Raw genomic sequence first — 12,132 nt, 5'->3', positions numbered from 1 at the left:
CGCCTTCGAAGCGAGCGCCGTTAGAGAGGCGCCTTGGTTCTCTCGACGCCGCCTCAGGCGGCCTTGGGGAGTTCCGCTGCCGGGGCGTTCTGGTTGCGCGGCGGCACACCGATGGCGGCGCGTTCGATGACCGCCTTCACCTCGGCGCTGCGGCGGATGAGGTTGTAGCGTGCCGAGGTGTAGAGATTGACCGGGAAGGGCATGCGGGCATCGAAGTCGATGATCAGCACGACCCGCGTCTGGTCGGTCTGGTTCTTGACCCAGTGCTCGCGTGTATCGTCGAACACCAGGGGCTCGCCTTCCCGCCAGAAGAAATGATGACCGCCGATCTCGATCCAGCACTTCTCGGGCTCGGTCGGGACGATCAGCGGGTAGTGAAAGCGGATCACGCCGGCAGCCGACCCGCGGTGCGGCTCGATCTCGGCGAAGCCGTGCAGGATGCTGAACAACGCCGTGTGTACCTCCGGAATGCGCGAGATTGCTGCATACGTGTCCGGCACCGCGGCGGTGTTCTCCTTGATCTCGTGCCCCCAAATCTTGAGCAGAAAGGTTCGCCAGGCACGGCCGGGCACGTAGAGGTCGCGCGGATGCACCTCGTGCAGGGCTGGGATCTCTTCGTGATGGCTCAGTAGGTACTGGAGGTCGGCCTTGATCTTGTCGTGACTTTTCCTCAGCTCGCCCAGCACGGGGAAGGCCTTCAGCGCTTCATCGCCACCGAGCGGCAACTTGGGCATGTTGCGCAAGATCATGTCCGACATCTTGAGGTTCAGCTTCTCGATCGGCTCCTGGGGCACCCAGATGTTCTTGGTGAGGTAGAAGCGCCCTTTGTGTCCGACACCACTGTTCGTATCTGTTTCCATGTCCAATCCTGGCACACCGCTTTCTTCGGCTGGCAATTTCATATTAACAAGTCGGCAATTCAAGGCTGGCGGGGCGGTAACCGGCGCGGCGGACCGTCTCAATTTCCTACGTCAACCCTCGGAAAGCATGTAAGAATTCTCAACCTGGGCTACTATAGCTAGATGTTTCGCTTCGCTGACGTTCCGTTGTCCCTGTCGGGAATGACCCGGATCACCGGTCGGCGGGTGTTCCTGCGGGCGCCGACCATGGACGATTGGGCCGAATGGGCCGAGCTCAGAGCCCGCAGCCGCGCCTTCCTGACGCCCTGGGAGCCCACATGGCCGGAGGATTCCCTGGGCCGGGACCATTTCCGCCGGCGGCTGCGCCAGCAGGCGCGCGAATGGCGGTCCGGCGAGGCCTTCAGCCTTTTCGTGTTCACCAACGAGGGGAGGCGGCTGGCCGGCGGCATCAATCTCAGCAACGTCCGGCGCGGCGTCGCCCAGGCAGTGTCGGTGGGCTACTGGATGGGCCAGCCGTTCGCCGGCCAGGGCCTGATGACGGATGCCCTGCGGTCGACCCTGCCGTTCGTGTTCGACGATCTGCGGCTTCACCGCCTCGAGGCTGCCTGCCTGCCGCATAACGAGCCCTCTAAGGCGGTGCTGGCCAAGGCCGGCTTCCACGAGGAGGGGTTGGCGCGGCAATACCTGCGCATCAACGGTCAATGGGCGGATCACCTGTTGTTCGCCCTCCTGCGAGCCGACTACGATGCCATGCAGAGAACCGCCCGCTAGGCGGTCGGGAGAACGGGATGCGTAATCTCACGCCGGCGTCGATCACCCAGGCCTTTGCCGACTACAGCCGGAATGCGCCGTCCGAGCGCACGCGTATGCTGCTGGTCGATCTCGCCCGCCATCTCCACACCTTCGTGCGCGACAACAGGGTGACCCAGGCCGAGTGGAACGCGGCGATCGAGGCGCTGACTCGCGCCACGCAGTTCACCGACGACAAGCGCAACGAATACATCCTGTTCTCCGACCTGCTCGGCATCTCCTCGCTGGTCGACATGATCAACTCGGAGACGACGGGCACGCCGTCCTCGGTGCTCGGCCCGTTCCATATCGAAGGAGCGCCCGAGCTGGCAAATGGCGGCGATCTGTGGCGCGGCCAGGTTGGCGAGCCGCTGGTCGTGAGCGGCAAGATCGCCGACGCGACCGGAGCGCCTGCCGCCGGCACCGTGCTGGCGCTGTGGCAGAACAGCGGCAATGGCCTTTATGCCCAGCAGGATGCAACGCAGTCGCCGACCAACTACCACGCCCGCCTGACCGTTGCGACCGACGGCAGCTTCGCGTTCTCGACGGTACGCCCGGTATCCTACACCGTGCCCGACGATGGCCCGGCCGGCGACATGCTGCGCGCGCTCGGCCGCGACGCGTGGCGGCCGGCCCATCTGCACATGATCATCCACGCGCCGGGCCGCAAGCCGCTGATCACCGAGTTCTTCCCCGAGGACGACAAGCACCTCGACAGCGACGCGGTGTTCGGCGTGCGCGCCGGCCTCGTCGTGCCGTTTCGCCGCGTGTCCGACCGCGCCACGCTGCCGGCCAACCTGGCAGCCCGCGATACCCTGCCGATGCCGGTCTGGTCGGCCAGCCTCGATCTCAAGCTGCCAGCGGTGTGAAAGCTCGTGGCTGGGGGCGCGCCACTCCAGTGGCGCGATCTCCCTTTGAGTAGGCGAAGACGCGCGACGCGCGCTCCCAAGCAGCGAGAATCACTTCAGACCACCGAGGAACTCCGCAAGCAGTGGCGACCAGATTGCCTGCCCGTCGCCATTGCTGGCCAGGATGTGGTCGGCCTTGGCAAACAGGCCCAGCGCCTTGAGCACGGCGCGCCCGACGGCGCGGTCGTGGGCACGACCATGCGGCGGGGCGAGGACGGGCGCGAAGAGGCTGTCGTTCTCGGTGTAGAGCCACAGCATGGGCACGCGCGCCAGCCGTGGTTTGACGAGCGCGCCGCTGCCGCCTTTGCCGCCATCGCATCAGCGTCCGCTGCGACGGGCCGGTCGGCCGCGCGAGCCCGAGCCGGTGCGCACGCCGCGGAACACGCGGCTGTTCTGCATGCGCCCGAGATTGACATTGGCCGTCGCCGACGCCGCCTGGCCGGGCAGCTCGAGCTCGTTGGCTTCGAGGCGCCTGATCTCGTCGCGGATGCGCGCCGCCTCCTCGAACTCGAGGTTGGCCGCCGCATCGCGCATGCGCTTCTCCAGCTCGGCAATGTGCGTGCGCAGATTGTGCCCGACGAGATGCACGTCGCCCGACACGCCGGTATCGATCGTGTAGTGGTCCCGCTCGGCGGTCGACTGCAGGATCTCGGCGATGTTCTTGCGTACCGACGCGGGCGTGATGCCATGCTCCTTGTTGTACGCCTCCTGCTTGGCACGGCGGCGGTCGGTCTCGGCCATGGCGTACTTGATCGAATCGGTCATGTGATCGGCGTAGAGGATGACCCGCCCATCGATGTTGCGGGCGGCGCGGCCGATCGTCTGAACCAGCGAGGTCGGCGAGCGCAGGAAGCCTTCCTTGTCGGCATCGAGGATGGCGACCAGGGCGCATTCGGGAATGTCGAGGCCCTCGCGCAGCAGGTTGATGCCGACCAGCACGTCGAAGGCGCCCAGCCTCAGGTCGCGGATGATCTCGATGCGCTCCAGCGTATCGATGTCGGAATGCAGATAGCGGCAGCGGATGCCGGCTTCGTGCATGTACTCGACGAGATCCTCCGCCATGCGCTTGGTCAGCACGGTCACCAGGACGCGCTGGCTCCTCTTGGCGCAGTCGCGGCATTCGGCGATCAGGTCGTCGACCTGCTTCTCGACCGGACGGACGATCACCGTCGGGTCGATCAGGCCGGTCGGGCGGATCACCTGCTCGATGAAGATGCCCTGGGTGCGCTCCATCTCCCACGGGCCGGGCGTGGCGCTGACGAACATGGTTTGCGGCCGCAAGGCTTCCCATTCCTCGAACTTGAGCGGCCGGTTGTCGATTGCCGAGGGCAGGCGGAAGCCGAACTCGGCGAGCACGCTCTTGCGATTGAAGTCGCCGCGGAACATGCCGCCGATCTGCGGCACCGTGACATGACTCTCGTCGACGATCAGAATCGAGTTCTCGGGGAAGTACTCGAACAGGGTGGGCGGCGGCTCGCCAGCCTTGCGGCCCGTGAGATAGCGCGAGTAGTTCTCGATGCCGGCGCAGGCGCCGGTCGTCTCCAGCATCTCGATGTCGAACAGCGTGCGCTGCTCGAGCCGCTGCGCCTCGAGCAGGCGGCCGGCGCGGTTGAACTCGTCGAGCCGCTGCTTGAGGTCGGTCTTTATCTGCTCGATGGCCTTCTGCATGGTCGGGCGCGGCGTCACGTAGTGGCTGTTGGCGTAGACCACGATGTCCGACAGCGTCGCCGTCCTCTCGCCGGTCAGCGGATCGAACTCGACGATCGATTCAACTTCGTCGCCGAACAGCTCGATGCGCCAGGCCTTGTCCTCGTAGTGTGCCGGAAACAGGTCGACCGTGTCGCCGCGCACCCGGAAGGTGCCGCGCTGGAAGGCGTTGTCGTTGCGCTTGTACTGCTGCTCGACGAAGCGGCGCAGCAGGGTGGAGCGGTCGACCCGTTCGCCCTTGCTCAGGCGGAAAGTCATCGTCTGGTAGTTCTCGAGCGGCCCGATGCCGTAGATGCACGACACCGAGGCAACGATCACCACGTCGTCGCGCTCCATCAGGGCGCGCGTTGCCGAATGGCGCATGCGGTCGATCTGCTCGTTGATCGACGAATCCTTCTCGATGTAGGTGTCGGTGCGCGGCACGTAGGCTTCGGGCTGGTAATAGTCGTAGTACGACACGAAGTACTCGACGGCGTTCTCGGGGAAGAATCCCTTCATCTCGCCGTAGAGCTGCGCCGCTAGCGTCTTGTTCGGGGCCAGCACCAGGCTCGGCCGGTTCTGCGAGGCAATCACGTTGGCCATGGTGAAGGTCTTGCCCGAGCCGGTGACGCCGAGCAGGACCTGGTCGCGCTCGCCGCTATTCACGCCGTCGCGCAGCTGGCGGATCGCCTCGGGCTGATCGCCGGCCGGCGTGTAGTCGGAAACCAGCTTGAACGGCTTTCCGCCGACGCCGGCAGGCCGTCGCTGGACATAGGGCATCAGCAGGGGGACGGTTGAAACCGCGAGATTCTTTCGGGGCATGGCCTGCATTATATGATGCTCGGCCGCAGTCGCGGCAATGCTAGCGTCCGGCCCGCAATGCCCGACCTGTTGGCCGTTTCCTTCCTCGTCAGTGCTGCCACTGCCTGCATCGCCGGCATGGTACGGGGCTTTGCCGGCTTCGGCGCGGCAATGCTGATGACTCCCGTGTTCTCCGCCCTGCACGGGCCGGCGGTCGGCGTCGCCCTGTGCCTGCTGCTGGAGGTCGTGGTCGCCCTGCCTCTGGTGCCGGGCGTGCTTCATCTGGTCGACTGGCGCCGCATCGGGCTGCTGCTGTTGGCCGCCGCGGTGGGCGTGCCGGTCGGCAACCTGGTGCTGACCTGGTCCGAGCCGGCGCCAATGCGCTGGGCGATCTCGGCGATCGTGCTCGGCGCAGTCGTCCTGCTGGGGAGCGGCTGGCGGTTCTCCGGCAAGCCCAGCAACGCCACGACCCTGGCCGCGGGCGTCAGTAGCGGCTTCCTCAATGGACTGGCCGGCATGGCCGGCCCGCCGATCGCCTTCTATTACCTCGCAGGTGACGAAACCGTGACACGGGTTCGTGCCAATCTCACGACCTACTTCATTTTTGTCGATTTGATTGCACTGGCGACCTTTCTTTCCCGCGATCTGGTAGACTTCGGCACAGGCATCCTGGCGGCGTGTCTCGCGCCGGCCGTCATCGTGGGCGGCGTGCTGGGTGGCCGGCTGTTCCCGCTGGCCAGCGAGGCCTTCTATCGTCGGCTTGCCCTGGGGCTGCTGGTCGGCGTGGCGATCGGCGCCTTGATCCTGTGAGGCGGACGTCGTAGCGGAGCGGACATGACGATCTGGCAAAGAATTGTCGACGGCGCGACACGTCTTGCCAACGGCGAGTCGATCGGCTCGCTGCTCGGCCTCAGCACGCCGTCCGGAGACGGAGTGCATCCCGGCCTGCGCCAAGTGGGCTTCACCATCGGCGTGATCGCGCTCGGCGCGAAGATGGCGCGCGCCGACGGTACGGTCTCGGAGGCCGAGATGGAGGCCTTCCGCGAGTTCTTCCATGTGCCGTCCGACGAGGAGAAGAACGTCGAGCGCTTCTTCAATCTGGCCAAGCGCGACGTCGCCGGCTTCGAGACCTACGCCCGGCAGGTCGCTGCGTTGTTCCCCGATGCGCCGGAGATCCTCGAGAACGTGCTGGAGGGGCTGTTCACAATCGCCAAGGCCGATGGCCCGGTCGATGCGGCCGAGGCCGACTACCTCGCCAAGGTGGCCCGTCTGTTCGGATTGGACAGCAACCGCTTCGAGCGCGCCAAGGCGGCGGCGCTTGGCGTGGTCGAATGCGAGCCCTGCATTGTGCTGGGCATCGATCCGCTGGCGACCGACGAGCAGATTCGCGAGGCGTGGCTGCGGCAGGTGCGTGCGCATCATCCCGACCGGCTGATCGCGCAGGGCCTGCCCGAAGAAGCGATCGCGATCGCCAACCGCAAGGTCGCGCTGATCAACGATGCCTATGATCGCTTGAGGCGCCAGCGCGGCCTGGTGCCGGCCTGAGCTTTCTGGCCCGGCATCATGCACGTCATCGACTTGCCGTCGCCCAACCACGCTGCCCGGCCGGCGGACGCTGACATCGACATTCTCGTGCTGCACTACACAGAGCTGCCGCTCGACGAGTCACTCGCCATCCTGCGCGACGATGCGAGGGCCCAGCGAGTCAGCGCCCACTATGTCCTCGACCTCGACGGCACGCTCTATCGCCTGGTGCCGGAGGACCGTGTCGCCTGGCACGCCGGTCGCTCGTACTGGCGCGGTCGCGACGCGCTGAACGCAACGTCGATCGGCATCGAGATCGTCAACCTGCATGGCGATCTGCACGACTACCCGTCGCGCCAGATCGCTGCCTTGATCGAGCTGTGCCGGGACGTCATCGCGCGCCACCCCGCCATCGTGCCGCACAACGTCGTCGGTCACTCCGACATCGCGCCCCGGCGCAAGGTCGATCCCGGCCGGCGTTTCCCGTGGGCGACGCTGGCGCAGGCCGGCATTGGCCTGTGGCCGCGCGGCGCTCAAGCGAAGCTCGAAGGTGACGTGCAGGCCGCTTTGCAGCGCTTCGGCTACCCGCCGGCCGTCGAGGTGGCGACGGCAGACATCGTCGCCGCCTTCCAGCGGCGCTTCCGGCCAAACTTGGTCGACGGCGTCGCCGACGATGAGACCCGCGCGCTGCTGGCTGATCTGCTTGATCAGGTCAAGGTGCCTCGGCTGGCCTGACTTTTCCACCAACCGACCGGATCGACGTCGGCCGTTCGTCTGCAAAGAGGGCCGGGCTGTGGGTCAGACACCGATGCCGGCCGAGGTCAAGGAGCGCGTCCGAGCGAACATCGCGAGCGACTTCGTGTCTGCCGGCGGGAAATAGAGCCGCATCGCCGCCATTGGAATCGACACTGGCGCGACTTTCCATGCGGTTTTCCGTCCAGTTCGGGCCCGCGCCCTCGACTTACTGCTTGCCCATTCATGCACCGGACTTTACCTAATGGCCCGTCAGACGGCTGGATGGCTGCACTGGGCGGGCAACCGGCTGGTGAGGAAAGTCCGGGCTCCACGGAGACACGGTGCCGGATAACGTCCGGCGGGGGCGACCCCAGGGAAAGTGCCACAGAAAACAGACCGCCTGTCCGGCTCGCCGGATCGGCAAGGGTGAAACGGTGGGGCAAGAGCCCACCGCGCGACCGGCAACGGGAGCGGCACGGCAAACCCCACCGGGAGCAAGACCAAATAGGGGCGGCACGCCGGGCAACCGGCAGCGGGGTTTCCGCGTCGTCGCCCGGGTCGGTCGCGCGAGGCGTCCGGTAACGGGCGTCCCAGAGGAATGGCCATCTCCCGCCTCCGGGCGGGGACAGAACCCGGCTTACAGGCCGTCTGACCTTCAATTTCCGGACCGGGTGACAACCATTTCCTCATTTGGGACGAACTTTCGACGCCCTTTCGTGAACCATCGACACACTGTGGTGAAAATTTCGCCTCAGGTGTGGCGAATCCACAACACTAGCCCTTGCGTTGGGAACTGGTGAGAGCACAATAGATGTGGTGGTTAAGGTCTTCAAATTCCATGCAAATCGTCGAATGGCGTTGCTTCCCTGAAATTCCCGTGATATCCCACTACATCCCGTGTAGCAGACGACGCAGGAGCGTGGGGCCCCGGCGGCGGGATTCAGAGGGACTCGGCCGTGGCATTTCGGTCGGAAATCCTGATCAAACTCGACAAGAAGGGCCGGGCGCTGCTGCCTGCCGCCTTTCGCGACGAGTTGCCGGCCGACGATCGGAGCGCCTTCGTGCTGTATCACTCGCCGAATCTGACGGGGGTCGTGAACGGCAACTCGCGCAAGGGGTTCGATGCGATGCTTGATCGGCTGCGCCTGGAGGCTCTCGGCCCCAAGGGCGCCCTCAAGGTGGCGCTCGACGACGAGGAATTCGACCCGGCGGGCTACCTCTCGGCAAGCTCGCGCACGGTCGCCATGGAGCCCGACGGTCGCTTCACCATGCCCGGCGAGTTCGCCGAGGCGCTGGAGGCGGCCGACGGCGTGATGCTGGTCGGCAAGGGCGACAAGTTCCAGCTGTGGAATCCCGGGCACTGGCAGGCCCGGCGCGACGCCGACCGCGCGCGCATGGCGGCGTTCGTGCGCAGCTTGGCGGCGAGCGACCCGGCGCGAGGCGACGCATGAGCGAGTCCCGGCACATTCCGGTCATGGTGCGCGAGGTCATCGAGGCCCTGCAACCGCGCGCCGGCGGCCGCTATCTCGACGGTACGTTCGGAGCCGGCGGCTACAGCACGGCGATGCTCGACAGCGCTGCCTGCCAAGTCATCGCGCTCGATCGTGATCCCGATGCCATTGCCGCCGGCCGAGCGCTGGCCGAGCATTATGGCGAACGGCTGCGCCTGATCGAGGGCCGCTTCGGTGACATGGGCGACCTGCTCGCCGCCGAGGGCGTCGACGATGTCGACGGCGTGACGCTCGACCTCGGGGTGTCGTCGATGCAGCTCGACGAAGTTGATCGCGGTTTTTCTTTCCGTTCCTCCGGTCCGCTCGATATGCGCATGGAGCGCAGCGGGCTGTCGGCCGCCGATCTGGTGAACGAGGCGGACGAAGCCGAGCTTGCCGACATCATCTGGCGCTATGGCGAGGAACGGCGCAACCGACGGGTCGCGCGTGCCATCGTCGAGGCGCGCCGGCACAAGCGCATCGAGACGACGGGCGAGCTGGCCGAGATCGTGCGCCGCGCGGTCGGACCGCAGGGCAGGGACGAGAGCGATCCGGCGACGCGCACCTTCCAGGCGCTGCGCATCGCCGTGAACAACGAGCTGGGCGAGCTCGAGCGCGGCCTGCTCGCAGCCGAGCGCGTGCTGGCGCCGGGCGGGCGCTTGGCCGTGGTGTCGTTCCATTCCCTGGAGGACCGCGCGGTCAAGGATTTCGTGCGCAGCCGCGCCGGCCGCGTGCCCGGCCCGTCGCGCCATCTGCCGCCGGTCGAGAGCCGGCCGCCCGAGCTGCGCGACCTTACGCGCAAGCCGATGCTGCCGTCGGCGACCGAGATCGCCGCCAATCCGCGCGCCCGCTCGGCACGCCTTAGGGTTGCCGAGAAGATCGTGACCAGTCCGGTCGGAACCGGTCCGGTCGGGGCGGGTGCCGCATGATCCATCGCGGCCTCCTGTTCTGGTCGGTCGCCGCCGTCGCCACGGCGGTGGGCCTGTTCGCGGTCAAGTACAAGGTGCAGGACCTCGAGGAGCGAATCGACCGCACCAACTACAAGATCATCGAGAGCCAGCAGGCGACGCACATCCTACGTGTCGAATGGGCTCACCTGAACGAGGCCGAGCGCATCGAGCGCCTGGCCGGCAAGTATCTCCAGCTCGAGCAGGCCTCGATCAAGCAGGTCATGCGGCTCGAAGCGACGAAACCAGAATCTGTCCCCCCGCGGCGCGATCCACCATCTTCCCCCCCACGTACGGGCAACGACGTCCCCTCGTCGCCTTTGCCCGGTGGTGGTCGCTCCGCAGCGGAGGCCGGCAGCCCCTCGCCGGCCTCCGCACCCCCTCCTGGGCGTTCATCCGGACCCACGACGCCCCCTCGACCGGCCCCGATCCAAGAGCCGGCTACAGCGGGTCCGGTTGGCGAAGGCCAAAGCACCGTGACTTCCATCGATGAAATCCTCTCGAGAAACGAAGGGGGCCGTCGGTGAAGTTTTGGCGCAAGAAGGCCTCGTCCGAACCGGCCGCCGCGGCAAACGCGGCGGCCGGCGCGCGTTACGGGTCGCCGCAGGATCGCCTGAAGGGCGACGTGCAGGAGACCGCCCGCCAGCGCCTCGTCGTGGCGTCGGCGATCTTTGCCGTCGTCTTTGCGGCGGTCGGTCTGCGCATGGGCTACGTGTCGTTGCTGCGCGACGGCGCCGAGCCGACGCAGCGGGTTGCCGCGCGCGGCGGCTCGATCCAGTCGGAGCGCGCCGACATCGTCGACCGCAACGGTGCCGTGCTGGCGACGTCGGTGCCGGTGGTGTCGGCCTTCGTCAATCCGCGGCTGCTGATCGACCAGCAGGATGCGGCGCGCAAGATCGTGGGTGCGTTGCCCGACCTCAAGTATCAGGATGTGCTCGAGAAGCTCGATCCCGAGAAGACGTTCGTGTGGATCAAGCGAGGCCTGAGCCCGCGCGAGCACAATCTGGTCAATCGGCTCGGCATTCCGGGGCTGGAGTTCCAGGCCGAGGAACGGCGCATCTATCCGCAAGGCACCGCGGCGGCGCACATCCTGGGCTATACCAGCGTCGATAACGTTGGATTGGCCGGCGTCGAGCGCTTCTTCGACCAGCAGTTGCAGAGCGGCGAGACCATTCAGCTCGCCCTCGACCTGCGCCTGCAGCGCATGATCGAGCGCGAGATGGTGCGCGCGGTGCAGAAGTTTTCGGCGATAGGCGCCACGGCGATCGTCATGGACGCCACCAACGGCGAGATCCTCGCCATGGCGTCCTTGCCGACCTACGATCCCAACAGCGCCAAGACCATCACCAACGAGGCGCTGTTCAACCGGGCAACGCTCGGCGTCTACGAGCAGGGCTCGACCTTCAAGATCTTCAATACCGCGATGGCGCTCGACACCGGCCGGGTGAACCTCGCCACCGTCTACGACGCGACCTCGCCGATCCGGATCGACCGCTTCACCATCAACGACGACCATCCGCAGCGGCGGCCGCTCAACGTCTCCGAGCTTTTCAAGTTCTCGTCCAACATCGCCTCGGCAAAGATGGCGGTCGACATGGGAATCGAGACGCAGCGGGCCTTCTTCGACAAGATCGGCTTCCTGAAGCCGCTGCGCAGCCAGCTGACCGAGCTCGCCGCGCCGCTCTATCCGCGGCAATGGAAGACCATCAACGCCATGACGATCGCCTTCGGGCACGGCATCTCGGTGACGCCGCTGCATCTGGCGACCGGTTCGGCGGCGGTGGTCAACGGCGGCATGCTCTACTCGCCGAGCCTGGTGAAGCGCAACGCCGGCAGCGAGCCGGGACGCCGCATCATCCAGACGAAGACCTCGACGCAGATGCGCCAGCTGCTGCGCCTCAACGTCGTCGACGGCACGGGCAAGAAAGCCGACGTGCCGGGCTACGAGGTCGGCGGCAAGACCGGCACCGCGGAGAAGCCGTCGCGCGGCGGCTATCGCCAGAAGGCCCTGATCAGCTCGTTCGTCGGCATGTTCCCGATGAACGATCCCAAGTTTGTCGTGCTGGTGTCGCTCGACGAGCCCAAGGGCATCGCCGAGACCGGCGGCTATGCCACCGCCGGCATGGTGGCGGCGCCGAGCGTCAAGGTCATCGTCGAGAACATCGTGTCGCTCTACGGCATCCTGCCGAGCGACCAGAAGGAGGGACTGTCGCCGATCGAGATCGCCTCGATGCCGATACCGTCGGCTTCGCTGCCGCAGCCGCCCACGCCGGTCGGTCTCCGCCATCGCGGCTCACAGGAACAGCGCAAAGCCCTGCCCGTGCGGCCCGGCCCGAACCAGACGGCGGCCGCCCCCGCAGCGGGAGCGGGTCGCGTTGCTGCTGAGTGAGCT

General features: G+C 66.7%; 12 protein-coding genes and 1 other RNA gene. 10 read left to right on the top strand and 3 right to left on the bottom strand.

What is annotated here, in order from left to right; genetic code table 11:
* Nucleotides 1-53: 53 nt before the first annotated feature.
* The gene (locus tag ACILR9_RS24145) at nucleotides 54-860 is read right to left on the bottom strand and encodes an aspartyl/asparaginyl beta-hydroxylase domain-containing protein (RefSeq protein ID WP_395712519.1); all 807 of its coding nucleotides are present in this window, start codon (nucleotides 858-860) and stop codon (nucleotides 54-56) included.
* A 162-nt stretch (nucleotides 861-1,022) separates the two neighbouring features.
* Here ACILR9_RS24145 and ACILR9_RS24140 point away from each other — a divergent pair, with 162 nt between their 5' ends.
* On the top strand, nucleotides 1,023-1,631 hold the full coding sequence (locus tag ACILR9_RS24140) for a GNAT family N-acetyltransferase (RefSeq protein WP_395712518.1): 609 nt from the start codon (nucleotides 1,023-1,025) through the stop codon (nucleotides 1,629-1,631).
* 17 nt (nucleotides 1,632-1,648) lie between these two features.
* The gene (locus ACILR9_RS24135; protein WP_395712517.1) at nucleotides 1,649-2,518 is read left to right on the top strand and encodes a dioxygenase; all 870 of its coding nucleotides are present in this window, start codon (nucleotides 1,649-1,651) and stop codon (nucleotides 2,516-2,518) included.
* 90 nt (nucleotides 2,519-2,608) lie between these two features.
* Here the strand turns inward: ACILR9_RS24135 and ACILR9_RS24130 are convergent, their stop codons facing one another.
* Complete coding sequence (locus tag ACILR9_RS24130) at nucleotides 2,609-2,815, bottom strand: hypothetical protein (protein WP_395712516.1); 207 nt, start codon at nucleotides 2,813-2,815, stop codon at nucleotides 2,609-2,611.
* A 60-nt stretch (nucleotides 2,816-2,875) separates the two neighbouring features.
* Nucleotides 2,876-5,248 (bottom strand): excinuclease ABC subunit UvrB, encoded by a 2,373-nt coding sequence (uvrB, locus tag ACILR9_RS24125; RefSeq protein ID WP_395712515.1) that lies wholly within the window; start codon nucleotides 5,246-5,248, stop codon nucleotides 2,876-2,878.
* Between uvrB and ACILR9_RS24120 the strand changes: the two genes are divergently transcribed.
* The 8 genes from ACILR9_RS24120 to ACILR9_RS24085 all read left to right on the top strand — a co-directional run bounded on the left by ACILR9_RS24120 (nucleotide 5,132) and on the right by ACILR9_RS24085 (nucleotide 12,129).
* Nucleotides 5,132-5,854 carry a sulfite exporter TauE/SafE family protein gene (locus ACILR9_RS24120; RefSeq protein ID WP_395712568.1) on the top strand — a complete coding sequence of 241 codons (723 nt, stop codon included), beginning with the start codon at nucleotides 5,132-5,134 and terminating at the stop codon, nucleotides 5,852-5,854. The two genes, uvrB and ACILR9_RS24120, sit on opposite strands and share 117 nt — an antisense overlap.
* A 24-nt stretch (nucleotides 5,855-5,878) precedes the next feature.
* Nucleotides 5,879-6,589: a TerB family tellurite resistance protein gene (locus ACILR9_RS24115; RefSeq protein ID WP_395712514.1), complete on the top strand. Its 711-nt coding sequence runs from the start codon at nucleotides 5,879-5,881 to the stop codon at nucleotides 6,587-6,589.
* A gap of 18 nt (nucleotides 6,590-6,607) precedes the next feature.
* A complete protein-coding gene (locus ACILR9_RS24110) occupies nucleotides 6,608-7,303 on the top strand; it encodes an N-acetylmuramoyl-L-alanine amidase (RefSeq protein WP_395712513.1) in 696 nt (231 codons plus the stop codon).
* A gap of 270 nt (nucleotides 7,304-7,573) precedes the next feature.
* Nucleotides 7,574-7,959, top strand: an RNA gene (gene rnpB / locus ACILR9_RS24105) — RNase P RNA component class A.
* Between the two features lie 300 nt (nucleotides 7,960-8,259).
* Complete coding sequence (locus tag ACILR9_RS24100; protein ID WP_395712512.1) at nucleotides 8,260-8,754, top strand: division/cell wall cluster transcriptional repressor MraZ; 495 nt, start codon at nucleotides 8,260-8,262, stop codon at nucleotides 8,752-8,754.
* A complete protein-coding gene (gene rsmH, locus ACILR9_RS24095; RefSeq protein ID WP_395712511.1) occupies nucleotides 8,751-9,722 on the top strand; it encodes a 16S rRNA (cytosine(1402)-N(4))-methyltransferase RsmH in 972 nt (323 codons plus the stop codon). Before ACILR9_RS24100 ends, rsmH begins: the two co-directional genes overlap by 4 nt.
* Complete coding sequence (locus tag ACILR9_RS24090; protein ID WP_395712510.1) at nucleotides 9,719-10,267, top strand: hypothetical protein; 549 nt, start codon at nucleotides 9,719-9,721, stop codon at nucleotides 10,265-10,267. Before rsmH ends, ACILR9_RS24090 begins: the two co-directional genes overlap by 4 nt.
* On the top strand, nucleotides 10,264-12,129 hold the full coding sequence (locus tag ACILR9_RS24085; protein ID WP_395712509.1) for a peptidoglycan D,D-transpeptidase FtsI family protein: 1,866 nt from the start codon (nucleotides 10,264-10,266) through the stop codon (nucleotides 12,127-12,129). Before ACILR9_RS24090 ends, ACILR9_RS24085 begins: the two co-directional genes overlap by 4 nt.
* Nucleotides 12,130-12,132 lie beyond the last annotated feature (3 nt).

Origin of the sequence: Reyranella sp., from assembly GCF_044224635.1 — a bacterium.
Taxonomy (GTDB): Bacteria; Pseudomonadota; Alphaproteobacteria; order Reyranellales; family Reyranellaceae; genus Reyranella.
Note: the sequence above shows the minus strand (reverse complement) of the source record. Positions and strands in the feature narration are given on the sequence as shown.

Bases quoted from the DNA above. Each gene is read 5' to 3' on its own strand.
- ACILR9_RS24145 (WP_395712519.1), bottom strand. From the start codon at position 860: ATGGAAACAGATACGAACAGTGGTGTCGGACACAAAGGGCGCTTCTAC.
- ACILR9_RS24140 (WP_395712518.1), top strand. From the start codon at position 1,023: ATGTTTCGCTTCGCTGACGTTCCGTTGTCCCTGTCGGGAATGACCCGG.
- ACILR9_RS24135 (WP_395712517.1), top strand. From the start codon at position 1,649: ATGCGTAATCTCACGCCGGCGTCGATCACCCAGGCCTTTGCCGACTAC.
- ACILR9_RS24130 (WP_395712516.1), bottom strand. From the start codon at position 2,815: ATGCTGTGGCTCTACACCGAGAACGACAGCCTCTTCGCGCCCGTCCTC.
- ACILR9_RS24115 (WP_395712514.1), top strand. From the start codon at position 5,879: ATGACGATCTGGCAAAGAATTGTCGACGGCGCGACACGTCTTGCCAAC.
- ACILR9_RS24110 (WP_395712513.1), top strand. From the start codon at position 6,608: ATGCACGTCATCGACTTGCCGTCGCCCAACCACGCTGCCCGGCCGGCG.
- rsmH (WP_395712511.1), top strand. From the start codon at position 8,751: ATGAGCGAGTCCCGGCACATTCCGGTCATGGTGCGCGAGGTCATCGAG.
- ACILR9_RS24090 (WP_395712510.1), top strand. From the start codon at position 9,719: ATGATCCATCGCGGCCTCCTGTTCTGGTCGGTCGCCGCCGTCGCCACG.